23 protein-coding genes are annotated in these 25,970 nt (G+C 47.5%); all 23 read right to left on the bottom strand.

Translation table 11 applies throughout. The features are described 5' to 3' along the window. Positions 1-60 precede the first annotated feature (60 nt). The 23 genes from H70737_RS09655 to H70737_RS09545 all read right to left on the bottom strand — a co-directional run bounded on the left by H70737_RS09655 (position 61) and on the right by H70737_RS09545 (position 25,758). Entirely contained in the window at positions 61-1,131 is a 1,071-nt protein-coding gene (locus tag H70737_RS09655; RefSeq protein ID WP_042186735.1) for a dihydrodipicolinate synthase family protein, read from the bottom strand. Then, positions 1,131-2,147, bottom strand: a complete 1,017-nt coding sequence (locus H70737_RS09650) for an NAD-dependent epimerase/dehydratase family protein (RefSeq protein WP_042186732.1) — start codon at positions 2,145-2,147, stop codon at positions 1,131-1,133. The genes H70737_RS09655 and H70737_RS09650 overlap by 1 nt, the downstream gene beginning before the upstream one ends. A gap of 519 nt (positions 2,148-2,666) precedes the next feature. Next, on the bottom strand, positions 2,667-2,867 hold the full coding sequence (locus tag H70737_RS09645; RefSeq protein WP_042186731.1) for a dihydroxy-acid dehydratase domain-containing protein: 201 nt from the start codon (positions 2,865-2,867) through the stop codon (positions 2,667-2,669). Between the two features lie 269 nt (positions 2,868-3,136). After that, positions 3,137-4,906 (bottom strand): IlvD/Edd family dehydratase, encoded by a 1,770-nt coding sequence (locus H70737_RS09640; RefSeq protein WP_042186729.1) that lies wholly within the window; start codon positions 4,904-4,906, stop codon positions 3,137-3,139. A 49-nt stretch (positions 4,907-4,955) separates the two neighbouring features. Beyond that, a complete protein-coding gene (locus H70737_RS09635) occupies positions 4,956-5,795 on the bottom strand; it encodes an amidohydrolase family protein (RefSeq protein WP_052404230.1) in 840 nt (279 codons plus the stop codon). A gap of 12 nt (positions 5,796-5,807) precedes the next feature. Then, complete coding sequence (locus H70737_RS09630; protein WP_042186727.1) at positions 5,808-6,707, bottom strand: fumarylacetoacetate hydrolase family protein; 900 nt, start codon at positions 6,705-6,707, stop codon at positions 5,808-5,810. Positions 6,708-6,727: 20 nt separating this feature from the next. Continuing rightward, on the bottom strand, positions 6,728-7,498 hold the full coding sequence (locus H70737_RS09625) for an SDR family NAD(P)-dependent oxidoreductase (protein WP_042186724.1): 771 nt from the start codon (positions 7,496-7,498) through the stop codon (positions 6,728-6,730). Positions 7,499-7,521: 23 nt separating this feature from the next. After that, positions 7,522-8,412, bottom strand: a complete 891-nt coding sequence (locus H70737_RS09620) for an SMP-30/gluconolactonase/LRE family protein (protein WP_156113092.1) — start codon at positions 8,410-8,412, stop codon at positions 7,522-7,524. Between the two features lie 21 nt (positions 8,413-8,433). Then, positions 8,434-9,195 (bottom strand): SDR family NAD(P)-dependent oxidoreductase, encoded by a 762-nt coding sequence (locus H70737_RS09615; RefSeq protein WP_042186722.1) that lies wholly within the window; start codon positions 9,193-9,195, stop codon positions 8,434-8,436. Positions 9,196-9,219: 24 nt separating this feature from the next. Further along, the gene (locus H70737_RS09610) at positions 9,220-9,876 is read right to left on the bottom strand and encodes an RraA family protein (protein ID WP_052404229.1); all 657 of its coding nucleotides are present in this window, start codon (positions 9,874-9,876) and stop codon (positions 9,220-9,222) included. Positions 9,877-9,918: 42 nt separating this feature from the next. Then, complete coding sequence (locus tag H70737_RS09605; RefSeq protein ID WP_042186718.1) at positions 9,919-10,923, bottom strand: Gfo/Idh/MocA family protein; 1,005 nt, start codon at positions 10,921-10,923, stop codon at positions 9,919-9,921. After that, on the bottom strand, positions 10,923-11,921 hold the full coding sequence (locus H70737_RS09600; protein ID WP_231573416.1) for a Gfo/Idh/MocA family protein: 999 nt from the start codon (positions 11,919-11,921) through the stop codon (positions 10,923-10,925). Before H70737_RS09600 ends, H70737_RS09605 begins: the two co-directional genes overlap by 1 nt. Positions 11,922-11,953: 32 nt before the next feature. Beyond that, on the bottom strand, positions 11,954-12,859 hold the full coding sequence (locus H70737_RS09595; protein WP_042186716.1) for a Gfo/Idh/MocA family protein: 906 nt from the start codon (positions 12,857-12,859) through the stop codon (positions 11,954-11,956). Positions 12,860-12,906: 47 nt separating this feature from the next. Then, on the bottom strand, positions 12,907-13,974 hold the full coding sequence (locus H70737_RS09590) for a glycosyltransferase family 4 protein (protein ID WP_081951080.1): 1,068 nt from the start codon (positions 13,972-13,974) through the stop codon (positions 12,907-12,909). Positions 13,975-14,005: 31 nt separating this feature from the next. Beyond that, positions 14,006-15,874: a PQQ-binding-like beta-propeller repeat protein gene (locus H70737_RS09585; RefSeq protein ID WP_042186713.1), complete on the bottom strand. Its 1,869-nt coding sequence runs from the start codon at positions 15,872-15,874 to the stop codon at positions 14,006-14,008. Then, positions 15,871-16,935 carry a zinc-dependent alcohol dehydrogenase gene (locus H70737_RS09580; RefSeq protein WP_042186711.1) on the bottom strand — a complete coding sequence of 355 codons (1,065 nt, stop codon included), beginning with the start codon at positions 16,933-16,935 and terminating at the stop codon, positions 15,871-15,873. The genes H70737_RS09585 and H70737_RS09580 overlap by 4 nt, the downstream gene beginning before the upstream one ends. Positions 16,936-16,999: 64 nt before the next feature. Then, on the bottom strand, positions 17,000-17,878 hold the full coding sequence (locus H70737_RS09575) for a carbohydrate ABC transporter permease (protein ID WP_042126182.1): 879 nt from the start codon (positions 17,876-17,878) through the stop codon (positions 17,000-17,002). 47 nt (positions 17,879-17,925) lie between these two features. Next, on the bottom strand, positions 17,926-18,891 hold the full coding sequence (locus H70737_RS09570) for an ABC transporter permease (RefSeq protein ID WP_081951079.1): 966 nt from the start codon (positions 18,889-18,891) through the stop codon (positions 17,926-17,928). A 109-nt stretch (positions 18,892-19,000) separates the two neighbouring features. Then, on the bottom strand, positions 19,001-20,659 hold the full coding sequence (locus tag H70737_RS09565; protein ID WP_042186709.1) for an extracellular solute-binding protein: 1,659 nt from the start codon (positions 20,657-20,659) through the stop codon (positions 19,001-19,003). A gap of 568 nt (positions 20,660-21,227) precedes the next feature. Beyond that, positions 21,228-22,637 carry an extracellular solute-binding protein gene (locus tag H70737_RS09560; protein ID WP_042186707.1) on the bottom strand — a complete coding sequence of 470 codons (1,410 nt, stop codon included), beginning with the start codon at positions 22,635-22,637 and terminating at the stop codon, positions 21,228-21,230. A 158-nt stretch (positions 22,638-22,795) separates the two neighbouring features. Continuing rightward, positions 22,796-24,142, bottom strand: a complete 1,347-nt coding sequence (locus H70737_RS30205; protein ID WP_231573415.1) for a collagen-like protein — start codon at positions 24,140-24,142, stop codon at positions 22,796-22,798. A gap of 342 nt (positions 24,143-24,484) precedes the next feature. Beyond that, the gene (locus tag H70737_RS09550; RefSeq protein ID WP_042186705.1) at positions 24,485-25,138 is read right to left on the bottom strand and encodes a deoxynucleoside kinase; all 654 of its coding nucleotides are present in this window, start codon (positions 25,136-25,138) and stop codon (positions 24,485-24,487) included. After that, the gene (locus H70737_RS09545) at positions 25,135-25,758 is read right to left on the bottom strand and encodes a deoxynucleoside kinase (protein ID WP_042186703.1); all 624 of its coding nucleotides are present in this window, start codon (positions 25,756-25,758) and stop codon (positions 25,135-25,137) included. The genes H70737_RS09550 and H70737_RS09545 overlap by 4 nt, the downstream gene beginning before the upstream one ends. Positions 25,759-25,970 lie beyond the last annotated feature (212 nt).

The raw sequence follows: 25,970 nt of genomic DNA, 5'->3' as shown, positions 1-25,970 counted from the left end.
GGATAAGAAAGAACGCACTTGTCGAAAGTGCGCCCTCCTTAACTCTTATACAACTACGTGTTATTGCAGCCACTCTTCCAAATGCGATGCCACAAATCCATCATCCACCAGATGGGGATAGTCTCTGCGCACTCTGTTGATTTCCTCCACTTGCCCCGGGGATAATCGTTCCTCCGGATTTAGACACCATAAGCCTTCAAGCAATCCTTGTTGGCGAAGCACTTCATGAATACCCGGGATACAGCCATGAAAATGATGCGCGGGATCAAATATCGCCGCATTGCTGTCCGTCACTTCAGCCCCAAGCGTCAACCAATTGGATGCCAACGAGGGTTCATTTCTGACCTTTTTAATCTCATTAAGCAGCTGGACTGCTTTGCTCGTCCAGACTGCCCAGTGACCGAGTAGGCCGCCGACTATTTTTTTCTCAACGGGCTTGCCGTTCACCATAAATCGGAAGGTCGTGAGCAGATCGCTGACAATATTATCATCATTTCCGGTGTACAGAGCAATTTCTTCGCTACGGCTGGATTCAAGCACAGCTCTGACTACATCCAGCGTCTGATAACGATTGAACGGCGCCATTTTGATGGCAATTACGCCTTCTATTTCAGCGAATGCCTTCCAAAAATCAAAGCTTAAAATCCGCCCTCCCACCGACGGCTGAAGGTAGAAACCAAACACCGGAATCACATCTGCCACTCTGCGTGTTCGTTCTAGCAATTCTTCCTCACTCAAGGTTTGCAGGCCTCCCATGCTAAGCAGCCCCGCTTCATACCCAAAGCTTGCGGCAAGGCGCGCTTCAAGAACTGCCTGCTCCGTCCCACCGCAAATACCCGCTACTTTCATGAATGGCCGATTTAGCTGGGCAAGCTCCACCTCTTCCGCAGCTAGACGTAACACAGGCTCCAGCAGCCCTACTTCTGGATCCCTGATCTCGAATTGAGTAGAATGCACGGCAACAGCGACTCCACCCGCCCCGGAAGCAACATAATATCGGGTAAGTGCCCGTTGACGTCGCTCATCCAGCTTGCGCTCTTTAGTTAAGGCGAGAGGATGTGCGGGAATAGCCAACCCATCATGAAGCGCGGCATGTAATTCCGAAGTCAAAGGTACTCTTGTCAGTGTCATTAATATTTGCCCTCCCGCTCCTGAAAATGCGTGGGTTTATTCCAGGTTTCTCCGCCTTGCCCTACCCAATCGCCAATCCAGTCGATCATTTCGGCCAGCGATACCCGCGGATAGCCAAAGGTGGCAGCGGCTTTCGCTGCATTACTTAGCAGTGCAGTAGGTGCTTCTGCACCTGTAAAAATCGGCTCAATGCCTAACTTTCGGCCGAATTCATTCGCAGCCCAGCGCAGGGACAATGTCTCAGGCCCAGTAATGTTCATGACATTAGGCGGCGAACTGCAACGCAGCAGTGCTCGCAATGCGATTTCATTCGCATCCCCTTGCCAGATCACATTGGCATGACCCATTGTGATATCAATGGGAAGTCCCTCCCTGACCGATCGAGCAAGCTCCAATAACACACCATACCGCAGATCAATGGCGTAATTCAGCCGATAAATGAACATCGGCGTTCCATTTTTATGAGAGAAATGTTCAAATATACGCTCCCGGCCCAGACAGGATTGCCCATACTCCCCATTCGCGTTCGGTGAAGTTCTTTCCGTTGCGCCTCCTTGGCTGACCGGAGTAAAAGGGTAAACGTTGCCTGTTGAGAATACAACCATTCGTGAATTACGGAACCGTTCCGCAACGCGTCCCGGCAGATAGGCATTCATCATCCAAGTGAAATGTTCATTCCCGGTCGTGCCGAATTTATTCCCGGCCATATAGAGAATATTTTGGGTTTCAGGGAGTGCCTGTAGCGCCTTATCGTCAGACAAATCGGCGGAGATAATCTCGACCCCGGCCTCTTCAAGCTCTCGTCTCAGCTCCTTATTCGAGAAGCGGGATACGCCGATCACTTTCTTGTTTAGCCCCGCTTGGCGAATTGCATTCACCGCTAGCCTTGCGAGACTAGGTCCCATCTTGCCCCCCACGCCTAGTAGCATAATATCTCCATCGAGCTGGCTAAGTTCCTCAATCAGTGCTGCGGACGGACTTGCCAAGCGCTCCTCCAACTCTTGAACGGTTCGCATCATTGAACTCTCCTCTCCATTGACTCAAGTTTGTTGCTTTTGCCACAAACGACCTTATTGCTTGGTGTAAACGGACACGATGCTAGTTGTAATTGGGAACCGGGCTAGCTGAGATTAGAAACTAGCTTGTAGTGATCGGAAACCAAGCTAACTACAATCGAAAACTAACTAGCTACATTCACAAACCAGTTTGCTACATTCACAAACCAGCTTGCTACAATCGAAAACTAACTCCCTGATTGCAGAATGTGCAATAGAATTTCCAAATTCATCGCTAAAAAATGAATCTATTGCACTTCATACATCAGATTCCTGCTATAAGCTCGTTTAGTGGTGATTATCTGAAATTTCATTGCACAAAGTGCAATAGAATCAAAATCCATCCACTCTAGAGCGGAATCTATTGCATAAAATGCAATCACTCAAAGCAAAGCAATCATCTCTTTCAAATCAATCAAAGCAATAGACCAAGCTCAGTCCAGCCTATCCAGTTCAGTCAGACAATCTAGTAAACTCATACTAACTTTTGTCGTTGTGTAGCTTAGGCGCTTGCCTTGTAATCCGCCGCTTGGCCTCATTCTCTCCCGACACCTTCAGCTCTAAGCTCCTCGCGGAAATATCCAACTCAATTTCGTCGCCATCCTGCACAAGAGTCGCAATTCCTCCGATAGCCGCTTCCGGAGCCGCAGATAAGTACAATTCGTGCGATATTTGCGACATGCGCGACACTTGCGATTCGTGCAATGCGTGCGATACGTGCGATATAAGTGTATTTCGTACACTTATAACAACTCCTGTTCCCGTAGATGGCAATTTAGTTGTACTATCTGCAATTAATAATCCAGAATGAGACTACAAACAGCGATTTGATAAGATTTAACTGTATGAAGTGCAATTAAAGTCCAAATGAGACGATTACGATATACTGTAGTTGTATAAAGTGCAGCTATTTTATCTTCACAAGCATTAGATTATTTCAGTCTCGGCTATTATTTGATGTGCACCGATTCCCTCTCGCTCAGCAACTCTTCTCTAAGCTCAACAGGGAGAAGAAAGTCAAAGTCACAACCGAGATTCGCTTGAAGCACACGCTCATGAAACAGCAAGCCATACCCTCTGTCGTAGTGCGGCTTCGGCGCTTGCCATGAGACCCTACGTCGTGCCAATTCTTCATCAGACACCTTCAGCTCCAAGCGCCTCGCGGAAATATCCAGCTCAATTTCGTCGCCATCCTGCACAAGCGCCAGCGTACCACCAACAGCAGCTTCCGGCGCCGCATGTACAATCAATGCGCCATAGGAAGTACCGCTAATCCGCGCGTCCGAGATGCGTATCATGTCGCGTATGCCCTGCTTCAGCAGCTTTTGTGGAATCGGGATTTGCCCGATCTCCGGCATCGCTGGAGCACCCTTCGGACCTGCGTTTTTAAGCACTAGCACACTGTTCTCATCCACGACCAGATCAGGATCATCGATCCGCTTATTTAGATCGGCAGGGCTCTCGAACACTACTGCGCATCCGATATGCTTTTTGAGATGAACGGATACAGCGGTTTGCTTGATCAGCGCCCCATCCGGCGCCAGATTTCCGCGCAACACAGCAATTCCACCTTGGCTGTCGAGTGGCTCCTCCAAGGTACGAATCACATCTCCGTCAATTGTTGCCGCCTGAACCAGATTTTCTGTAACCGTTTTGCCTGTTACAGTCAAACAATCCCCATTCAGCAGCGGCTCCAGCTCCTTCATCAGCGCGGGTACACCACCTGCCTCGAAATACTCCTCCATCTGATATTTGCCCGAAGGACGCAGGTTCAAAATAAACGGGGTCTGACTACTGATCCGGTCAAATGTCTCTAAAGGCAGCTTCATCCCCAGCCGCTGGGAGATCGCTATAAGATGGATGATAGCGTTCGTCGATCCGCCGCTCGCCATCGTAACTGTGATCGCATTCTCTATCGCCGCTGCAGTCATGATGTCGCGGGGACGAATGCCCTGGCGAACCAGCTCTACGATCTGCTTGCCCGTTCGCTCGGACATATGCCTGCGTCTGCTGTCCGGCGCCGGAATAGCCGCACAGCCCGGTAACGCCATGCCGATCGCTTCGGCGATCGAGGCCATCGTGCTTGCTGTGCCCATCACCATGCAGTGACCGTCACTACGGCAAATCGCATTCTCTGCAACAGCCAGCTCTTCGTCACTTATATTTCCGGCTTTATGCTCCAGCGTAAAGCCATAACAATCCGTGCACGCTCCAAGGCTACGCCCGCCCAATCGGCCATTTAGCATAGGGCCACCTGTCAATACAATGGCTGGAATATTGGCGCTAGCGGCTGCCATCAGCTGAGCGGGTACCGTTTTATCGCAACCCCCAAGAAGCACTACCCCGTCAATGGGATGCCCCTTCATCATTTCTTCCGTATCCATTGCCATCAAATTACGCAGCAGCATCGTTGTAGGCTTCACATAAGGCTCACCAATCGAAATCGTCGGGAATTCCATCGGCACTCCCCCTGCCTGCCAAACACCACGCTTCACATAATCCACCAATTCATTAAAATGGGAATGGCATTTATTCAGCTCACTAAACGTGTTGCAAATGCCGATCACTGGCTTGCGGAGATCTTCTTCGGTGTATCCCATAGACTTCGTGAAGGAACGATGGATAAATCCCCATAGATCTTTTTCCTGAAAATAAGCCTCGCTCTTCAACTTACCGCCTGATTCAGCCACACTCTCCTCGCTGTCCCTGCACTCCGCCATGACCCCATCTCCTTTTAACAACCTCGCTTATAGACCAAGCATAAATGTTTTAGATAAAACCAAGAATTTCCGGTGTTAGACGATGTATTATGTCCTCAATATATTTTTGCGGTATTTGTGGCAGCTTCGTTCCCTCCACTAGATCATTGATATGGTACAGAGCATCTAGCATCTTCTGTGTCCCAAAGAACGGATAATCCGATCCAAACAATATTTTATCTTGAACTCCATATTCCATCGCAGATACCAGTGCATTATAAAATTGCCAAGGTCTACTTCCTAAAGCAGAAACATCCATATATAGATTAGGATGCTTGCGCACCAATGAAATACATTCATCAATCCAGGGATGACCCATATGCGCTACAATCATCTTCAGCTTCGGAAAAGCACGGGCAATCGGGTCCAGCATCGCCGGCCTTGATGCATCCAGATAACCCTCCGGTACAAAAGAGGTTCCTTGATGCCATAGAATAGGTACATCTAGCTGTTCTGCTTTGGCATAGAGGGCATAATGCCTGGGATCATCAGGATAAAAGTTCTGATAGATAGGCGCAAGCTTCAACCCTTTTAATCCCATCTCACGGATCGCAGTCTCAAATTCAGCAACACAATCCAGATGATTGGGATCTACACTTGCAAAACCGAATAATCGATCCGGATCCGTGCGACAGTAATCTGCGACATAAGCATTCGGCACAACCAGTCCCGTTGCATGCGCCGCCATGGCTAATACGATAGCACCAGAGAATCCTTCCAAATTACTACGATGTTGCTCGGGGGTTGCTTCGATATTCATATCCGGTCCCCAAGCCCGTTTGATCGCCTCATCCGTAGGTCCTGAAACCATTCCCGGTCCAAACAAATGGGTATGACAATCGAAGATCATCCCTACTCCCTCCTATTCGCTAACCATCGTATTTGTAATGGCACCAAGCTTCTCAATCTGCACCGTGACCACATCACCAGCTTGCAAATAGACCTGATCCTCTGGAGGGTAACCCATCACTACGCCTTCTGGTGTTCCAGTCAGGATAATATCCCCCGGTGAAAGCGTCATACACTGGGATACATAGCTGACTATCTGCTTGCAATTAAAAATCATGTCCGAAGTGTTGGAGTTCTGACGCAGTTCACCATTCACCGTGCACTGAATATCGAGCTGATTGGGATCACCTACTTCATCCGCAGTGACTAAGTAAGGCCCAATGGGTGAAAATTTATCGCAAGACTTTCCCGCTAGCCATTGACTCGTCCGCATCTGTAAATCTCGCGCCGACAAATCATTAGCCGTACAATACCCGAAGACATAATCCAGTGCATCTTCCTCCGTCACATATTTCGCGGTTCGTCCGATGACGATGCCAAGCTCTGCCTCGTAGTCCACCTTCTGGCTGTTCCTCGGAAGCGGAACTTCTGAGCCATGTCCAGTTAGTGTATTGTTAAATTTATTGAACAGGATGGGATATTCGGGAATGGACATCCCAGTCTCTTCCGCATGCCGGCGATAATTAAGGCCAATACAGATGATTTTTCCAGGATCAGTAACACAGGGACCGAATGCTAACTCATCTTCCTGCTTCAGCCAGGATGGATTCACTTCTCCTTCAGGCAGCTCATTCACAAAAATCCTCAGTTGGTTAAGTGCATCCTCCCCACCATCAAGCAATTGCTTAACCGTTACTGGAACCTCCGTCCGAGTGGATAATGCAGTCTGTGCCGCCTCAATATCCACCACACCACGGTCGGTTAGAACTCCCATATGATCATCTTCTTTTTGCAAAAAGGTAACTAGCCTCATCTAAAACACTCTCCTTCACTTTATGCATTTTTTCCGAAGACAAGGCCACCATCCACATATAGCGGCGAACCCATTACAAACCCGGACTCATCGGAAGCTAGAAATAGTGCAGCTCGTGCCACATCCTCAGGTTTGCCAAGCTCACCGCTAAGCTGTCTACGCTTAATGGCCGCAACCGAAGCCTCTGGATCCAGAGAAGTCTTCAAATAACCTTCTACAAACGGAGTCATAATCGTACCTGGTAACAGCGCATTTACACGAATGCCGTAAGGTGCATAATCAACCTGCATTGCTTTAGTTAATGATAGAACAGCTCCCTTAGAAGCACTGTAGGAAGCTCGCTCTGCGACTCCGATTTCGGCGATGCCAGAGGACATATTAATAATAGAACCCTTCTTGGTCTTCATCATATAAGGGAGGACAGCCTTGCAGGTTAAGAACACACCCGTCACATTAACCCGCATGACCCTCTCCCATACTTCCTCGGAAACCTCATGTAACGCACCCAAGCCACTGATTCCTGCATTATTAAAGAGCACATCGATACGTCCAAAAGTATTAAAGACTTGATCAGCCATCACGGTAGTACTGCTAGCATCGGTTACATCACAGGGTATGAACATCGCATTTCCACCCGTCGCCTCTATTTCAGTGACAGCGGCTTTTCCTGAATCCTCTTGGACATCGGTAATGATTACTGTCGCTCCTTCTGAAGCGAATAAAGCAGCCGTGCTTTTTCCAATTCCCGAGCCAGCTCCGGTTATTATGATGATCTTATCTTTGAGTCGCATCGCTTTGCCTCCTCTTCCTCTTCCTACTCCTTAGCCTGAAAGTTTCCCGGCAACAAGCCAGTCACCCCGGGCTTAGCCATAAACAAACCGCCTGCAAACGGATAATCACGTAACTCTTTCTCGTGCATCCCTATCCTTGCAGTTGTAATGTAGAGTTCCGTTAGATCACTGCCTCCAAAAGTACACGAGGTCACCAGTGGTGCTGGAACTCGAATGAGTCCAAGCTGCTCACCCGTCTCCGGGTTCCAGCGTGATACACAGCCGCCGCCCCAGTGGGCGACCCAAAGCATGCCTTCACTATCTATTGTCATTCCGTCCGGATAGCCAGTTGTTGTAGGAATTCGGAATGCTAATCTTCGGTTACTTATCCTTCCAGACTTTTCCTCGTAATCAAATACATCCACCTGCCTAGTCGGCGTATCAATGTAATACATCTTGCTGTGCGAATAATCCCAAGCCATACCATTCGAACAGCCGATGCCAGATAACACTTGGCGAGCGAAGCCGCCAGACTCCACGACATAGAAGCCTCCGTCTTTCGGCTCATCATCCATACTCATCGTCCCCACCCACAGTCGGCCTTGTCGATCGCATTTGGCATCATTTGCTCTGTTGCGTGGAAGATCCGCTTCTATTGAAGTCAGCAGCACCGGAGATCCTTCAGTTTGAGAAAGGTAGACCCCATCCTCCATAGCCAATAGAAGTCCTCCTGTTGTCGTAGGAATAACTGCACTGACCATTTGGTCGAAAGAGCGAACTACTTCACCACCAGTGATCGGGTCGTATATTCTAAGCTTCTTACCCGTTATATCGACCCAATACAACTGTTTGGATTCGGCATCCCAATGCGGCCCTTCACCAAGCTCAGCCTGAGCATCAATCATCAATTCTGCCTGAATTTCTGTAATTTCCAATACGTTCACTCCTTCTTCTATTTACAGCTCACTACCATTAGCCAAATGTCCACCATCCACACGAATGGTTTCTCCCGTTACATAGGAGGCTTCATCAGAAGCCAGAAAAAGAAATACATTGGCAGCTTCCCTTATCGTTGCCGCCCGCTTCATCGGTGTATGCTCCGAATAAGCCGGGAGCTTCGAAGCTTCGCGCAGCTTGCGGTCGAGGGGTGTATCCACAAATCCCGGTGCTACTGCGTTTACCCGGATCCCATAAGCCGCCAGCTCCACTGCCATCGATTCCGTTAGCAGTATAACAGCAGCCTTAGAAGCATTGTAATGCGCGAGCTCCGAGCTTGCTGATAGACCATTTTTAGAACTCATATTTATAATGGCGCCTCCGCCACCCTGAGAAATCATTTGTCTCGCTGCAAGCTGACCTATTAAATAAACCGCCCTTACGTTGATATCAAATACTGCATTCCAATGCTCAACCGAGATGTCGAGAAAGTGTTCACGAAAGGCGATTCCGGCATTGTTCACTACAATATCTATCCCACCGAACCTTTCAAAGGCTCGGGCAACAGATTGTTCTAACTGTGAGACATCGCGAAGATCACATATCTCTACTGCAGCTTTTTCACCATAATCCTTCAAGGTTTCAAGTGCAATAAGAAGCTCCCCCTCACTTCGGTCCAGCAACACCACCTGAGCGCCTTCTTCCAGAAATCGATGGGCGATCCCCAGTCCAATTCCTCTTGCTGCACCTGTGATTAGCGCTCTTTTGCCAGCCAGCCTCATGTACATCACTCCCTCGGATCTTGTTCAGAGCACACCATATTTATCGTAGACCTGCCGCAAGGTATATCCTTCGAGCAGTTCATCCCGTGTATGATTCTCGCGAGTCACCTTATCCATAGCTAATTGGAACACTTCATCGATGATGGCGCCCGGAATCACAACGATACCATCACGATCACCAAAGATTACATCTCCGGGATGGACCATTACGCCACCGCATAGCACCGGTATGTCATAGTCGATAACAATTCCACGACCTTGAGAATCAACAGGTTTGGTCCCGGTAGCAAAGACAGGAAAACCAAGCTCCAGAATTTTAGCAGTATCACGGATTAGTCCATCTACAATGGCTCCGCGGCCACCTCTCATTTTGGAAGCCGTAGACAATAGCTCTCCCCACAGTCCGTTCTGCCGCGATTCATTCGTACAGCCGATGACAATCTCACCGGGCTTAACGCTGTCCACCGCCTCAATCTCCTTCGTGTAAGGATCTTCCGGCAAATGATGAATATCCACAGACAGAATGGTCTTTGCTCTTCCGGCAACGATCCAGGTAGGATCTATCGGGTTGATATTTTCCCGCATCACCTGATTACGATAGCCCAATTGATCCAACGTGTCAGAGATTACCGCAGAGTAGAGCTTTTCACACATGCTATCGAACAATTCCTGATCCTTCATAGGCGGTTCCATCCTCCTCAAAGTTTTGTACTTACAGCATCCTCATTTAATTAAACGCACGGGTTGGCCTGCATGAGCAGATTGATAAGCAGTAAGTGCAACCTCTGTGGATCGGAGTCCATCTATTCCTGAAATCGGTACCTCCACCCCTTCTAGAAGCGCCTGTACAAAAGCCTTTAGCATCAGTTCATTCATGTCATCTCCCCAGAAGGACCAGTTCCCTTTGCCAGATGCTCTTCCGTATACATTGTTTTTTTGGTTAAAAGCATCTATGGAGATGACACCTTTAGTTCCAATGATTTCTAGGGTCACATCCCCCCATATGGGGAAGCCGGGATTGCGTGACCAGCTAGGATCCAGCACTCCGAACACACCATTCTCAAAAGTTACATGCACCATTCCAGCATCATCGATCGTCCGCTTGCGCTCTGCATCAAATAAGGTATCCGCATAGGCATACACCTGTTCTACAGAAGAACCGGAGAACCAGTTCATCAGATCCATCACATGCACAGTGTGATCTAGAACAGCACCGCCTCCCGATAGGGCTTCATCAGAGAACCATCTAGGTCCCGGAAAAGAACCTCTGTTAGTTCCTTTAAAAGCAATAATTTCACCAATATCGCCGCGATCTAGTGATTCCTTAGCCCGAACAACCGGAGTGAGGAAGCGGCAAGGAAAGGCTGTCATAAGCTGTACTCCCTCTTCAGAGCAGACCGAAATCATGCGTTGCATTTCTTCCACTGACAGACCTAGCGGCTTCTCGCACAGTACATGCTTGCCCGCTCGGGCTGAAGCGATGGTTAGCTCAGCATGATAGACATTTTCCGAGCAAATAATTACGGCATCTATATTCGCATCTTCCAGAAGTTCCTTGTAGTTAGCATAATAGGGAATCGAATGACGTTCTGCGAGCGCCTGTGTGCGCTCTGGCACCTCATCAGCAATTCCACTGACCGTCACTTCAGACATGTGCAGTAAACTTGCCAAATAGTCAAAAGCATGCGCATGCGCGAAACTGATCATGCCAATATTCAAACGGCTCATTAAATATCCCCCTTCACTTCAAGCTTCACCGGTTGATGGGTCATTGCCGATTGCTGAGCGGCTTCAGCCCAGCGTACAGCTTCCAGCGCATCCTGTGCAGTGACTATCGGCTCTTCCCCACTTGTTAGACAGCTTAGAAAATGCTCCAGTTCCAAATAATACGGGTCCTTCAGCAGCACACTCGAAGGTGTCTCCACAAATCCCGATGTAGAGCCCGTCGTTATCGACTTGCGAATATGTAGACTTTCGCCATCCCCGGTCCCGCCTGAGATGATTCCTTCCGCATCCGCATATTCAAAAGAGGAGTGGAACGACCCTGGATACCCCCAAAATGCTTCAAGCTGTGCAATGGTTCCATTCTTGAACCGGAAAGTGGCTGAAGCATAATTTATGTCTTCCGACTGGTGCTGGAACGCATATACTTCACGGGCTTCACCAAAAGCCCCACGAATGTAGTCAATGTCGTGAATCATTAAATCCATAATGACGCCACCGCTAAGAAATGGATCCCGAAACCACGCTTGCACGTTTCCGGGATGTGAACCCGCCCGTTTAGCATGGTATATTCCGCCTTGAACACTGCCAAGCTGCGTTATTCCCTCCGCAAGCTGTCTGTAAGAAGGAAAGAAACGAACGACATGGCCCACAAACAAATGTACACCGCGCTCGTTGCAGTAACGAATTGCTTCTTCCGCTTCCTGCGAAGTGAGTGCGAGCGGCTTCTCACAGATCACATGCGCACCATGGTAAGCCGCAATCCGTACCAGTTCTACATGCAAATAGGTCGGCACAGCAACACTGACCACCGCTGGCTTTACCTGCTCGAGCATTTCTTGTACAGATGTAAAATAGCTAACGCCCACTAAAGTTCCTAGCACCTCAGCGGCTTTTTCAACGATGTCACATACGGCGACAAGCTCAGCTTCGGGCATGGACTTGTAACGATCCGCATGAACAGTTCCCATGCCACCGCATCCAATCACTGCTGTCCTAATCAATACACTACACTCCTTTCAGATTGTGCTTTCCTTTACAGACGAACATCAGCACCGCTTACCCGACTTTCGTTGGCCGCTTCGATGAAGCGAATCAACTCTAGTGTTAGGGAAGATCGTACCGGTGGAGAGTCCCCTCGCGCCATAGCTATAAATTTCTTCAGTAATTGCTGGTGTCCTGCGTTGTAATTTGCTCCGAGCGCGTTAATTCCGTTACTCCCTCGTTCACGATGCAATACGATATAGAAATCAGAGCCGCCTGTACGGTTTCCGCGGATCGTCCCGATTCGCCCGTCCTTCCACTGGCCGACTACCCATTCTTGCGTATCGTTACTGACGGCACGTACGCAATGGCAACCTTCTCCAAGGGCGGCATATAACATCTCAGCAGCGTGTATGCCATACCAGAATAACCCCGGTTGTGTCGGCTGTAGATCGAGTGGTCCAGTACAATCCGCACCTAGAATAGCACCTGCACTTTCATCCTCTAAGAGGGCTACCAGTGGTCCACCGAAACGTAGCATAGAGCTGGAGAAAAATGGCGTTCCATACCTCTCCGCCAATTCCACAATCATCTTCGCATCTTCAGAAGAAACCGCTAACGGCTTGTCAATGAATACCGGCTTTCCGTAAGGAGCCAGCACCGCAAATTGTTCCTTGTGCACTCTCCCATCTACAGAAGTCAATAGAATCGCATGGGATCTCTCCGCAACTTCTTCTATAGAATCGAGCAATTCAACCCCATAGCGCTCCTGCAATTCACTGCTAATCGGTCTCACACGTGAATAGCTTAGCTCGAAATCAAGAGAACCCCCCGGATAACCGCAGTGTAACCTGCCACCCGGAATATAAAGCGGATGAGATTCATCATTTAGCAGCGCCGCGAAAATCCTGCTATGCGAAGTGTCCATTCCTACCATACCGATCTGCAGCTCTTCCATTTCAACAACACCTCTTATTCGGTTGACAGCCCCATGGAGTGATCTACTTATTTAAGAATTAAACGTTCTTCTCTGAATCGCTCAAGTAGTTCCATGTATTCTTTTCCCACTTGTTCGATGCTGTAAGTAGTTCTAGCTTTCTGTTCTCCCAATGACTTCAAGCCTTCCCTCAGACTATTCTGCTCCAGCAGTGCGCTCAATCTGTCCACACACTCCTCTTCATTGCCTGATTCGTATAGGGAAACACTTAACGGACCATCCAATAATTCCGGCAACGCCCCTACACGCGGAACCACTACCGGACACCTGCAGGCCATCGCCTCCAGTACGGTCATCCCAAAAGATTCATTGGTCGTGGTACTAATATATAACCCACCATTCTGCGCAACCGATGAATAATAGCGATGCATCTCATCGTAGTCCACTTTGGGAATCCACTTGAAATGCTTAACCCCCTGCTGTTCTACCTTTACCATCAGCTGTTTCTTGATCTCATCGGGAGCAGTATAACCTCCAACAAGCATAAATTGCAGCTCTGGCATCTTGGCATTCAGCATTCCAGCAATGTTCAAATAGGACGACCAGTTCTTGTGATCATCCAGTTTACCCACCCACAAAATAGTGGCAGGCTCCTGCTCAATACCCGCTTCATATCGGAACAAATCGGTATCCAGGCAATTATTAATATGATAAGCACCCGCTATGCCGATACCGTCCAAATAATCCTTCATGTAAGCGGAGGGAGTGATCACATAGTGAAAAGGCAAACTATCTTTCGTTGCTGCCAACTTCTGTAAGGGTTCGGAATAGGTGGTATGTACCTCATGAATAATAACCTTTCCCTCTTGTACAGGCCCAAGTGCTTCATACAGCTCGTAAGTATCAATAGTAATAATGACATCGAAATCATAGACTTCCATGTAGCTCTTAATTTCTTCAACTGTCCCCAGAATTCGGACATGCTCGTATCCATCAAAAGCGCTTGCCCCGCCGTAATCTTCCAAAAAAGCAAAATGTACTTCCGAGTGGTGCCGCAAAAATTTGAATCTATTTGCAAGTTGAGTGGTAACCCCACCAAGAATACAGAATTTATAAAAATATAAGATTCTCATCATCCCTCACCCTTCGCCAAGGATAGTGCAGACCTTACTTATACATCCGATACAATGCTGTAGTTCTTGCAAAAAATAGATCACCCTCACGGTCCATCGCCAGCAGCCGCGCATCGTCATTCAACACCTCAAGCTCCTCACTCCGCACATCAAACTTGAACAAGCGATTCATCGACACACCGTATAGCATGCCTTCCTTGTAGAGCAATTCATTGCCGCTACGCCAAAAATGAGTCACAACATTCCAGTCCATGGAGAACAAAGTGTAAGTCTTTACAGTAAGCTTAAGCTGTGGATCGAACCGAAATAACTTACCTGCCGTCAAACCCCAAAGATGCTCTGCATCATCTAGAACCAAAGCAGAAATAGCCCTTTCCCCTTGCACCGGTACACCTTCCCATACTTTGCAGCGCTTCTCTAGATCCCAAATCATTAGAGACGCATCTGCACGCTGAGGAGCAATTCCAAGTCCACCCCAAACGGACCCTCCAGCGAACAAGAACTGATCACTACTGACAAGGGACACTACACTCTGCTGCGGCAAAAGATTTCTAAACACCTCACGCACACCGCTCGCAGGATTGTACAGTGTCAACGCTCCTCCATGCCGACCATAGGAAGGAACCGTTCCAATTGCCAGCTCTTCTCCTGTCCAAGCCCAAGCAAAAGGGCGGTCCTGCTCCTCTTCCTGCAAGGAAAATAGCAGCTCTGGATTCTCTCCCGGCTTCCAGTCTTCGTCTGGATCATACTTAAAAATATTCGCCCGCGGATAAACGCCTAGATATAAACAACCACTTCCAGCTATCATACCTTCCGTCTGACCAATCCCACGATAAGAAATGATCTCGTCGGTTACCTTATCGAATCTGGCCAGCCCACCTGCGAAATACCCTCCGATGTAGAGAGCATCATCAGGTCCGTAGGTCATGGACTGCAAATGAACCGATTGACCTTGCAGACCGAAGTCCATCACCATATGTCGATCCGTCGTTGGATCGTAAATCCAACAACTCCCGTCCCTGTATACACCAGTTAAGCAGCGTGTTTTCGGATTTAGAGCATGGTTATTCAGCCAGCCATAATCACCTGCCGGCTCCGGCATTGCTAGTGAAGTAACGAACAGACTTCCAGTCCGGACATCATAACGCTGCAAATAGTCATCTTTAATGAAATACACATTTCCCAGCTCATCCGGCGGCGAAACACTAAGGCCACTCACATGATCCAGAGTGTCGCCCCATTCCTGCAGTCCCAGATCATAAATATACAACCGTGCAGAAGGTGTGATTCGAGCAAAAAGCTTGCCCTGAACGATGTTCAAGTCATAAACCAGTTGCTCGCTTTTACATTCATCTGGCAGCCTGATTTCCGAGCGTTCTCCTGTCTCCGTATCTAGTACAACAATATGCGGGGTTTGTGTTCCAACACCCACGTAGAGCTTACCGTTCCATGCTTCCATAGAACGCGCATACTGTTCTCCAGTTATCATGGCTCCATAATCCCTAAACACACCTGTCGCTGGATCATACTGGAACACTTTCCCCCCAGGATAACATCCCCCATAGATCCTGCCTTGCGCATCTGCTGCCAACCGCCACGTATAAAATTCACCGGGAATCATCTCACCCAGGTTCTCCACACCATCTTCATGCGTGTATCTATACAAAATGCCGCTTCCCCCGATATACACCCCGCTGGCTGTTAAGACTACGCCCCAGCAATGATCCGAGCCTTCCAGCGCATACCGTTCCACCGCTTGTTCACCGCTCGGGTCTAGAACAAATAAGATGCAAGGACTCCCGGAAGAAACAGCGTAGATCCGGTCTGCCCCTTGCCATGTTCCATAAGCTGAGGCCCAAACCGCCAGACCGTTCAGTGGCTCACCGATCCGCAGCGCCTTCATCTGCATCCGCCTTCTTTCGTCAGCTGTTCCTTAACCTTCGCATCTCCCCCTGAAACTGCCGCAGGATAGGCTAATACTGCTCCCAACAGATCCACTGGATCCTCTGCATAACGCCGAAAGGCTTCTTCACAGCGTTCAACCGGGAATATCGCGCTAATCAACGGCTTCACCTGAATGTCCCCTTCAGAGATTAACCGAATATATTCAGCCATATTACGACCTTCCGTCCATCGCACGTAGCCGTAAGGATAGTCGATCCCCTTCCGCTCATAGATAGGATCATATCGTCCGGGACCTCCGGCTCTAGAAATCAGCACTTGGGCTTCCTTACCGAACATCAGATCACGAGAGAAATCAGGCTTAACATCTCCAACCAACAGTACCTTGCCGCGATCCCGTACCCACTCTAGCGCTTGATCAATAAGGTCTCCGGTTTTACCGCCGGCGCATACAATGACTGCATCTGCTCCCATGCCCTCCGTCAGGTTAGCAAGATGTTCCTTAACCTTCTCCGGGCTAGTAGCAATATGTCTAATTCCAAGGCGCTCAGCCATCTCACAGCGCTCTGTAAGCAAATCATAGACGATCACCCGGCATCCTGCCGCCTTAGCAATCTGAGCAATCAACTGTCCAAGAATTCCGGCACCGATCAGCACAAGTGTCTCCCCAAACTGCGGTGCAACCTGCCTTACTGCATGTACTGCAATGGCTCCAAGTCCTACTGTTGATGCTTCCTCCGAACTAACATGGTCAGGAATGGGTACCATCAGATGCTGAGGCATTAGCAGCCATTCTGCATGCTTTGCATAAGGTCCGCCGTAACAAGCTACACGAAGACCCTCTGGCCAGTGTTCCATTCCTTTCCCACGTGTTCGGATTACACCCGCTGCACTGTATCCAAGTACAATTTGTTGCGTACGGTGCAGGCCATTCATCATTATTTCCGTTCCGGGGCTAATCGCCGAATATTCAGTCTGGACTAGTACAAATCCATCTTCAATGACTGGTGTCAGAACATCCGACATGCGAATCTGTCCTTCCTGAGATATTACCGCCTTCATATGTCTTCTCCTCCCGACTGCTTCAGAAACGATTCCGTCACATGCAGCATCTTTTCTATCGCCGTTACTCCTTCAACGCACCGATCATTACGCCTTTTACAAAATATTTCTGCAAAAATGGATAGATCATTAAAATGGGAACGGTAGCAATGATAATCGTAGCGAATTTAATAGATTCACTAATACGAAACACCTCATCTTGGGTAACGCCGGCCAGCATATTTTGCGCAGAGGATTGAATCAGGATTTCCCTCAATATCAATTGAAGCGGGAACAAATTCCGATCCTGTAAATAAATCATGGCCGAGAACCAACTGTTCCAGTGGCCTACCGCATAGAAGAGGGTCATCACCGCCAGAACCGGCATGGAGAGCGGAAGCACGATCCGCAGTAAAATTCTGAAATCGTGGGCGCCGTCTATCTTGGCAGACTCTATCAAACTATCAGGGATAGACTGAAAAAAGGTCCGCATCACTATCAAATTGAAGGCACTAACCGCACCAGGCAACAGCAGCGCCCACCGTGTATCATATAAGCCAAGCTCACGGACATTCAGATACGCAGGAATTAGACCACCACTGAAAAACATTGTGAACACAATGAAAGCCATAATGACATTCCTCCCCTCCAGATTCTTTCTGGACAGAGGATAAGCACCAAGTGTAGTTAGTACCAGATTAATTAACGTACCGACAATGACATAAAAGAAAGTATTTCCGTAAGCCGTCCATACCCGCGTATCCTCAAATACCAGCTTGTAAGCATCCAGATTAAAGCCGATTGGAAAGAAGCTTACCTTCCCCGCAGCAATAGCATGTGCATCGCTGAATGAGGAGACCAGCACGTACCACATCGGGTACAGGAACAGGAAAGAACACAAGATCAGAAACAGCACATTGCAGCTGTCGAAAATGATTTCACCCATACTGCGTTTCACAACCATTGTCTACCCTCCTAAAAATCGTACAAAACTCGTATCGGAAGCTATGCTCACCATAGACTGCTCTCAGTTGTTTTCCGGCTAATACGGTTGGCTAGAACGAGTAATGTGAAGTTAATTATGGAATTGAATAATCCTACCGCGGCAGAAAAACTGTAATTCGCTTCCATCACACCTCGTCTATAAACAAATGTTGAAATAACATCCGCAGTGACGTACGTTCCAGGATTGTAAAGCAATATAATTTTGTCCCAGCCCACATTCAGCAGGGTACCCACATTCAGAATCAAGAGGATTAACACCGTAGGCAAAATCCCAGGCAGCGTTATATTCGTTAGCTGCTTCCATCGCCCTGCTCCATCTACAACTGCAGCCTCGTACAGGCTCGGATTGATGCCAGATAACGCTGCTAAGTAGATAATTGAGTTCCAGCCCAGGCTCTGCCACATGCCAGAACCTACATAGATCGTTCGAAACCATTCCGGCAGAATCAGGAACTGAATAGGCTCCGAGATCAGGCCGATGCCAAGCAACAGGCTGTTAATAATGCCTCCGGGCTTGGTGAAATCAATAATCATCCCGCAGATAACGATCAGCGAAATAAAATGCGGCAAATAAGACACGGTCTGCAGAAAGGACTTCAGCTTCTTGAGCCGCAGCTCATTGAGCAGCAGTGCAAAAGCAAGTGAAGCAGGAAAAATGAAGATGAGTGAGTAGAAACTCATTAAGAAGGTATTTTTAAGCAGTCTGAGAAAATAATAGCTTTCGAAAAACTTCTCGAAATTCTTGAAGCCCACCCAAGGACTATCCGTGATCCCTAAGTAGGGGTTGAAATTCTTAAAGGCAATGATCGCCCCATACATCGGCTTGTATTCAAAAATCAGAAAATACAAAACCGTAGGAAGGAGCATGAGATAAAGATAGCGATTGGAGGCTATCCGCTTCCAGGGAATCGGACTCCTCTTGACCGGAAGCTTCCTGCTTTCAACTTTAGCGACTTTTACAGGTACAGCCATATAGTTCTCCTCTCCCGGACACTGGCGTTAGTCATAGCTGTCATGTGGCGAGCGGTCACAAAGCACTCTCTGAACCGCTCGGCCCACGACAACCTCCTCACAAGCTGAATCATTTCCCTTTAAATCGCTCGTATGCAACCTGATACTCTTTTAACACATCGTTAATTCCCATCTTCTCAAGTTGCTTCATTACTTTGTCATAGTCCTCAATCTTTTGGCGCCCCATGATCATGGCATTGATTGTTTCGGCTACATAGGTCTGAATATCGGCCATTAAAGGAACCACTACATCGTTTTCCTCTGTTGTGAATTGGACTGGAGGCAACTTGCTATCAAAATCGATATAGTCACTATATAACTCGAGCGGATTCTCCGTTTGCCCGTTAGCTTCTCGAATTTGTTCAGCATATCTGGTATCCGCTACCGTAGCCCAGCTTCCGCCCCCGATCGTATGGTTCAGCAGCTCTTGCGTATTCGTGAGGCCATTGGTCGGATGAGTTACTTCTTTCTTATAAATCGGTTCTCCGTTTACCAGATCATATGACTTGCCTTCAACCCCAAAGTTGTTCAGCAGAATGCCTTCTTCTGAGTATTGATAATCCAGCCATTTCATCACTTCCTCAGGATGTTCCGTCCGCGAGGAAACCGCTAATCCGTGTGCTGCTGCTTGCCAGCGGAAGGAGACATGACGTTGATCACCGTTCGGTCCTTTAGGTGGAATGGCTGGTGCAATTTTGAAGGTTGGATGTTTGCCCTCCATTAGGGTAGTAAAGTTCCCCATGTAGGAGCCAGACCAGCCAAACCATGCCCCTGCCACATCGGTAGTCACCTTCTCAGTCAGCGTCTGGAATGTGGTATCTACCAGATAGTTCGGGTCAAGCAATTGTTCATCGTAAAGACGGTGCAGATAGGTTACGACATCCTTGAATTTAGGATCATTCGGGCCATATTTTACTTGGCCATTATCCACGAAGAATCCGTAATCGACGCCAAAGGCAGGCGCGAATAACATCATGATATTTTCCAAGTTGACTGTGACTAGTGGAATTTCATCCTTCTTGCCGTTTCCGTTAGCATCCTGCTCCCTAAAAGCCTTGAGCATGTTATACCAATCTTCGGTAGTTTCCGGCATAGACAGACCCAGCTTATCGATCCAGTCTTTCCGTACTTGCGGGAACATTTGAGTGAGATCCTGTGAATCAAGAACGAGATTAGGCAGGTAAAAAATGTGGCCTTCAGGCGAAGTAATTTGTCCCCGGATATCCGGGTTGTCGTCGAGGATTTTCTTGAAGTTTGGCGCGTTTTTCTCAATTAAATCTTCCAGAGGAAGCAGCGCGCCTTGTGTACCATATTTTCCGGAATCCGTGCCCCAGAGATCATTGTAGATAATGTCCGGCAGCTTACCAGATGACATCAATAGGCTAAAGGCTTCCGCACTGGCTTCCGTACTATGCTGAAAGTCAATATGAATGTTAGTGTTCTCTTCCATTTGCTGAAAGGATAATTTCTCATTAAAATTAGTTCCTCTGAAATTGCCGCCGCTGGGTGACCAAAGTGACAGTTCAAGCTTATCTGAAACAATCGGGAGCTGCAGACCACCTACTGTTTTACCTTCCTTAGCGGGAGCTTGCGTAGCCTTCTGAACTTCCGCAGTAGGATCTGCGGTATTTCCAGTCTTAGTATTCGAACCGCCGCAAGCAGATACGAGTGTAACTAATGACAACAGGACAGGCAGCAGCAGAACTAATTTCCTTTTAGCAACATTCATAATTCAACCCCCTATTAATAACTAAAAAATAAGATAATCATTATGATATATTCACTAACATCAATCAGAAGGAATCAAAGATACATTAATAAATTTTTAAATGAGTAATCACTCTGAAAATTACCTTTTATAGGGGATATCCTCCTTTCAACTGCCTTTTTTCTACTTTAATTAGAGGAAAACATCTGTTCTGACTTCTTTTTGATTTACATTCCAGAGTATCAGATCTCTTATTTCGCTAATCTGATATATATCTGATGTATTTCATTATATTTTCCAGCCTACATGATGTCAATATAATAATAAGAAATATCTCTAATAAGTGTAATCTTATATAACATGTACCTGTCGCAAAATGTTGAAATCCCTCAAATTTAATAGAAAACGCTTACAAAATCACTCGTATTTAACCACTTTAAATAAACCATCTCTCATCTCATACAGATTAGGCACCATATACAACTTCTGCTTGCTTTTATTTAAAAAAATGCGTGATAATGGCCCACCAGCACCATTATCACGCTTTACTGATATTCTAAAGAGAACAGCCTTCGCAGAAAAACACCTTTTAAACCTTCTGATCGGCAGCATCCTGTTCCGAGATTAAGAGACTCAATTCCTCATGAAGCGTTTCCTCATCAATCATCTTTGACCAATAAGCGTTCAACAATTTACGAAAGCTTTTTAGAACGGCTATAGGAAGTCCTAAATCTTTAAGGTAGGAGAAAGTTGGAAATAGCTCTCTGTACATCAGATATCTCGAAGGACGATTCAAATGATCCGCCGTACTCATCTCAGCGATCCGCTTTCGAGCTGGAATACTTACTGTGCGTTCCCGAATAATTTTCTGCGCTTCTACGGAAGCAAGGAAGTTAACGAATTGACGAGCCGCTTCCTTTTGTCGTGAATTCCCGACCACAGCCGCTCCGATCGTGACCAGTAATGTCTTCTGCGGATCTTTTGTTTTCAGCCTAGGTAACGGAGCAAGATCATAGTCCAGCGTTAAGGCCTTGAATTCATTTAAATTAAAAAAGGTCGTCAGAATCATAGAAACTTGTTCTTGGACAAACAAAGAAATCGTCTCATCCTCATGATTGCCAGCAAGATATTTAGGGAAAATCTGATGGTTGTTCACGAGACGGCTATACACACTGAGACTATTTGCCGTCTCCGGACTAAGTGTACGGTGTTCGGTCCCGTCTACCACGGTTTGAATCCCGCTCTGCAGCAGGAATACAGAATAACGGTTCTCGGAAGCAGGCACAAAATAAATAGCATGGCGTCCACGTTTCTCTGCCAACTGACGAGCCGCCTCAATCAAGTCATCCCAGGTCCAATAGCTATCCGGCTCAGGAAGATCTGCTTCCCGAAAATGCGCCTTGTTGTAGCACAGCACCACGGGGGAGAAGGAAATCGGATAAGCATACAACTGTTCTTCATGATAGAAAGCTTCTGTCGCGATTGGATATAATTCAGGATCAGGATCAAGCGATTCCAGCAGCTCAGCCGAGCCATTTTCAGCCATTTCCTGAAATTGCGTGCTATTCAGCGATACGGCATCAAGCATCCCATTATTGATCATCTCTACGGCAGAATTCACATGGTCAAAATCATTTAGCGCCAGCGGAAGAATATGAATACCGGGATGCAGTCGATGAAATTCACCAATTAGATCATCCAGCAGAAAGTCCTTGGACAGCGAGGCACTGCAGCCAAAATGAATACGAATTCTCTCCTGCACGGACTCCATAACCTTGCTTCCGACACGGTCGATTTTGACGATAAGGCCTTCTTGGACTAACACATCCAGCCCTCTTCTGACCGATTTATTGCTTAACTCAAACTGCTTGGCTAGCATACTCTCTGCTGGCAGATAAGCACCTGGCTGTAGCACTCCACTTAGGATATCCGTACGAATCTTACCCACCATATGATCCAGTCGCTCTCGGAAGGAATGACGACCTGATTTATTATTCATGTACAATTCTCCCCGAAAAATTCAAATTTACATCATCTCCCTCTTATTTTGCGTCAACTCTGAATTGAAGTCAAATGGAAATTCCAGCAAATGCCATAAGAAAAGCCACCTGATTAGAGGCGGCAAACTTCCAAATTATCTATACGTAGGAGATTTCGCTATGCTAATTGTGTAATAACGAGATGAGCTGAAACAGATCTTGTTCCTCCAGCAAGAGGAGTAATAGTAAGTGCGGTGGAATTGCCAGCAGGATTCCGAACTGTCAGTATGGTGTTAATGACCGTTGTTTGCACTATAGCCATTTCTACGATTTCTGATGTACCTGTCGCACGTCCAACTACCGTATAGGCCAGATCTGCGCCATTAAGAGTCAAGATGAGTTGGCCTGCTTCGGTTACACTAACCTGAAACAACACCTGATAAGTCCCTATTGCCGCTAAATTAAAAGAACTAGGGCCCGTTCGTGCAATCGTCGTCCCGCTGGTAGGGCCATTTTGAGGAAAACTCACGTCTGTGCCCGGTGCTACAGTTGCTGCATTATCAGGGGGCATCAGGGCAAAAAAATCAGCAAAACCTAATACTCCTCCTGCTGCTCCGGTCGATCCGGTTGCTCCTGCGACTCCTGTCGCACCGGTTGCTCCGGCCGCTCCTGGTGCCCCGGTTGCTCCGGTTGCTCCTGCTGCTCCTGCTGCTCCTGGTGCCCCGGTTGCTCCTGCTGCTCCGGCCGCTCCTGGTGCCCCGGTTGCTCCGGTTGCTCCCGCGGCTCCCGGCGCTCCTGCCGCTCCAGTTGCTCCTGTCGCTCCCGCGGCTCCCGGCGCTCCTGCTGCTCCAGTTGCTCCTGTCGCTCCCGCTGCTCCTGCTGCTCCGGTTGCTCCCGCTACCCCTGGCGCTCCTGCCGCTCCAGTTGCCCCTGTCGCTCCCGCGGCTCCCGGTGCTCCTGCTGCTCCTGGTGCTCCTGGTGCTCCTGGTGCTCCGGTTGCTCCCGCTGCCCCCGGTACCCCAGGTGCTCCAGCCGCTCCAGTCGATCCGGTTGCTCCCACAAAACCTTGTGGTCCTATTGCTCCTGCAGGACCAGGTAAACCTTGCGGTCCCTGAGGACCTACGGCACCTTGTGCACCCGGCACTCCTTGCGCACCCTGAGGACCAACGGGTCCCGCTACACCCTGTGGACCTATTGCTCCCGCTGGTCCAGGTTGACCTTGCGGTCCTTGGGGTCCTGGGGGCCCACCGGCGGGACCTTGAGGTCCTTCTGCTCCTTGGATTCCTCGTGCTCCTTGGGGTCCTGGTACTCCTTGGGCCCCTTGTACTCCTTGGATTCCTTGTGCTCCTTGAGGTCCTGTAGCACCAACGACTGTTGGAGTGGTAACATTTACTTCGGGCGGAGGACATGTGACTTGTACAATCTTCTTAATAACTTTTCGACGATGTTCTTTTCTTTTTCTTTTCGAAGGAAATACAGTGGCGATTTTTTTCTTATGACATTTTTTATCGTCTGGACAACTCAATACGTACACCTCCCTATAAAGATAGTTCAGTGTACGCATCTTATTAATTTTAGTCATGGACCAATAACTAGTTTTCACTAGACTGGAATCTATATCCAGAAAAAAGGGCTATAATTATAGGGTGCCGCCCTTGAGCACACTACAATGTCCACACCAACTTGGATTGCTTTTCGTATTTTATTACTAGGACAACTGACACTTCCCTATTAGACCCATATCTATGATTTGGGTCTTTTTTTATTTTTATAAATCATCCCTCAAACTCAGTTTATATCGCTTAATTCGCTTTCTGATTTCATAAAAAACAGCCCCCAAATCCTGGGGGCTTCTAACCATTAATTATTATATTTTATCAGCAGGCTTACGGATCGCATTGCCCACCTTCACAAGAATATCAGACATCGAAGTCTCATCATTTACATCATAATCATCAATGTTCAAACGAAGCACTGGGCAAGCTGTAAACTCATTGATCCATTTCGAATATCTGCCATGCATATGCTCCCAGTAGGAAACATCCGTTTGAATTTCCATCTCGCGGCCACGTTCATTAATTCGGGTCAGGATGGAAGGCAGGCTGCCTTCAATATAAATCAGCACATCAGGGTGCGGGAAGTACGGCGTCATAACCATAGCTTCATACAAGCTGGTGTAGGTTTCATAGTCTGTTTTGGACATCGTACCTTGATCTGCATGCATTTTCGCAAAAATACCGGTATCTTCATAGATGGAACGGTCCTGAACAAAACCACCGCCGAGTTCGAACATCTTTTTTTGCTCTTTGAAACGTTCAGCAAGAAAATAGATTTGCAAGTGAAAGCTCCATCTCTCAAAATCATGATAGAACTTTTCGAGATAAGGATTGTGATCGACCTGCTCTAACGAGGTTTGAAAATTAAGTCTTTTGGCCAAGGCGCCTGTTAAAGTGGATTTCCCCACCCCGACAGTTCCAGCCACGGTAATTATGGCATTTTCCGGGATATGATATGAATTCATTTCATTAGCTCCTTTATATAAGAGACAATTTCAGTGAAGTGTTCTGGATTCTCCACGAAATCGACTGCATTTCCATCAATGGTAATAATAACGGTCGAAGGCTCCTGAATGGCAAGAGCGGCCATCGCGTCATCATAATCTTTAATTAATTGCTCCAAATACGCAGTATCCATCCCCTCTTCAAAGGGCCGCCCACGTTTTTCAATTCTGGTTAATAACGTATCTAAATTGGCCTTAATATAGAGGATAATATTTGGCTTTGGCAGGTCATCCGTAAGCACATGATAAATTTGCCGATACTTTTCACGTTTCGTTCCATTCAGCGTTCGTTCTCCAAAGATCAGGTTCTTATAAATATGGTAATCCGAAATGACCGGGATCCCTTTATCTATGTATTGTGTAACGGTATCTTCAAGCTGTTTATACCGATTACAGAGAAAAAACATCTCCAGTTGAAAGCTCCAATCGTCCATGTTCTCATAAAATTTAGCTAGAAACGGATTCTCATCGACAATCTCTTTAATGATCGGTAAATTTAACTCCTCTGCTAGCATAGACGCTAATGTTGTTTTTCCAGCCCCGATTGGGCCTTCCACTGCAATAAACGGTGCATGTCTCATTGACGCTGACTTCCTCCTCAGATACGAACCTTTCAATAGCTAATCAAGCATAAACGCCTTCGGCGTCTTTATAAGGACGGTAAGTGTGTATGCGAGAAATATAAGGATAAAGTATAGTGTGAAACTTATACTTTCTTTATTTAAAACAGACTAAATTATTGTATCACATGAGACCTTTCTTGTGAGCGGGTAAATATGAAGAAACTTTTCCA

Source organism: Paenibacillus sp. FSL H7-0737 (assembly GCF_000758545.1).
In the GTDB taxonomy this organism is placed as follows: Bacteria; Bacillota; Bacilli; order Paenibacillales; family Paenibacillaceae; genus Paenibacillus_AQ.
Note: the sequence above shows the minus strand (reverse complement) of the source record. Positions and strands in the feature narration are given on the sequence as shown.

What these genes read in the sequence shown, in the direction of transcription:
- H70737_RS09580 (WP_042186711.1), bottom strand. Translation starts at nt 16,935, where the DNA reads ATGAAGGCGGTAATATCTCAGGAAGGACAGATTCGCATGTCGGATGTT.
- H70737_RS09625 (WP_042186724.1), bottom strand. Translation starts at nt 7,498, where the DNA reads ATGCGACTCAAAGATAAGATCATCATAATAACCGGAGCTGGCTCGGGA.
- H70737_RS09655 (WP_042186735.1), bottom strand. Translation starts at nt 1,131, where the DNA reads ATGACACTGACAAGAGTACCTTTGACTTCGGAATTACATGCCGCGCTT.
- H70737_RS09635 (WP_052404230.1), bottom strand. Translation starts at nt 5,795, where the DNA reads ATGATCTTCGATTGTCATACCCATTTGTTTGGACCGGGAATGGTTTCA.
- H70737_RS09650 (WP_042186732.1), bottom strand. Translation starts at nt 2,147, where the DNA reads ATGCGAACCGTTCAAGAGTTGGAGGAGCGCTTGGCAAGTCCGTCCGCA.
- H70737_RS09585 (WP_042186713.1), bottom strand. Translation starts at nt 15,874, where the DNA reads ATGAAGGCGCTGCGGATCGGTGAGCCACTGAACGGTCTGGCGGTTTGG.
- H70737_RS09640 (WP_042186729.1), bottom strand. Translation starts at nt 4,906, where the DNA reads ATGGCGGAGTGCAGGGACAGCGAGGAGAGTGTGGCTGAATCAGGCGGT.
- H70737_RS09565 (WP_042186709.1), bottom strand. Translation starts at nt 20,659, where the DNA reads ATGAATGTTGCTAAAAGGAAATTAGTTCTGCTGCTGCCTGTCCTGTTG.
- H70737_RS09615 (WP_042186722.1), bottom strand. Translation starts at nt 9,195, where the DNA reads ATGAGGCTGGCTGGCAAAAGAGCGCTAATCACAGGTGCAGCAAGAGGA.
- H70737_RS09630 (WP_042186727.1), bottom strand. Translation starts at nt 6,707, where the DNA reads ATGAGGCTAGTTACCTTTTTGCAAAAAGAAGATGATCATATGGGAGTT.
- H70737_RS09645 (WP_042186731.1), bottom strand. Translation starts at nt 2,867, where the DNA reads ATGTCGCAAATATCGCACGAATTGTACTTATCTGCGGCTCCGGAAGCG.
- H70737_RS09545 (WP_042186703.1), bottom strand. Translation starts at nt 25,758, where the DNA reads ATGAGACATGCACCGTTTATTGCAGTGGAAGGCCCAATCGGGGCTGGA.
- H70737_RS09595 (WP_042186716.1), bottom strand. Translation starts at nt 12,859, where the DNA reads ATGGAAGAGCTGCAGATCGGTATGGTAGGAATGGACACTTCGCATAGC.
- H70737_RS09560 (WP_042186707.1), bottom strand. Translation starts at nt 22,637, where the DNA reads ATGAATAATAAATCAGGTCGTCATTCCTTCCGAGAGCGACTGGATCAT.
- H70737_RS09575 (WP_042126182.1), bottom strand. Translation starts at nt 17,878, where the DNA reads ATGGTTGTGAAACGCAGTATGGGTGAAATCATTTTCGACAGCTGCAAT.
- H70737_RS09570 (WP_081951079.1), bottom strand. Translation starts at nt 18,891, where the DNA reads ATGGCTGTACCTGTAAAAGTCGCTAAAGTTGAAAGCAGGAAGCTTCCG.
- H70737_RS09605 (WP_042186718.1), bottom strand. Translation starts at nt 10,923, where the DNA reads ATGAGCCGTTTGAATATTGGCATGATCAGTTTCGCGCATGCGCATGCT.
- H70737_RS09550 (WP_042186705.1), bottom strand. Translation starts at nt 25,138, where the DNA reads ATGAATTCATATCATATCCCGGAAAATGCCATAATTACCGTGGCTGGA.
- H70737_RS09590 (WP_081951080.1), bottom strand. Translation starts at nt 13,974, where the DNA reads ATGATGAGAATCTTATATTTTTATAAATTCTGTATTCTTGGTGGGGTT.
- H70737_RS09610 (WP_052404229.1), bottom strand. Translation starts at nt 9,876, where the DNA reads ATGAAGGATCAGGAATTGTTCGATAGCATGTGTGAAAAGCTCTACTCT.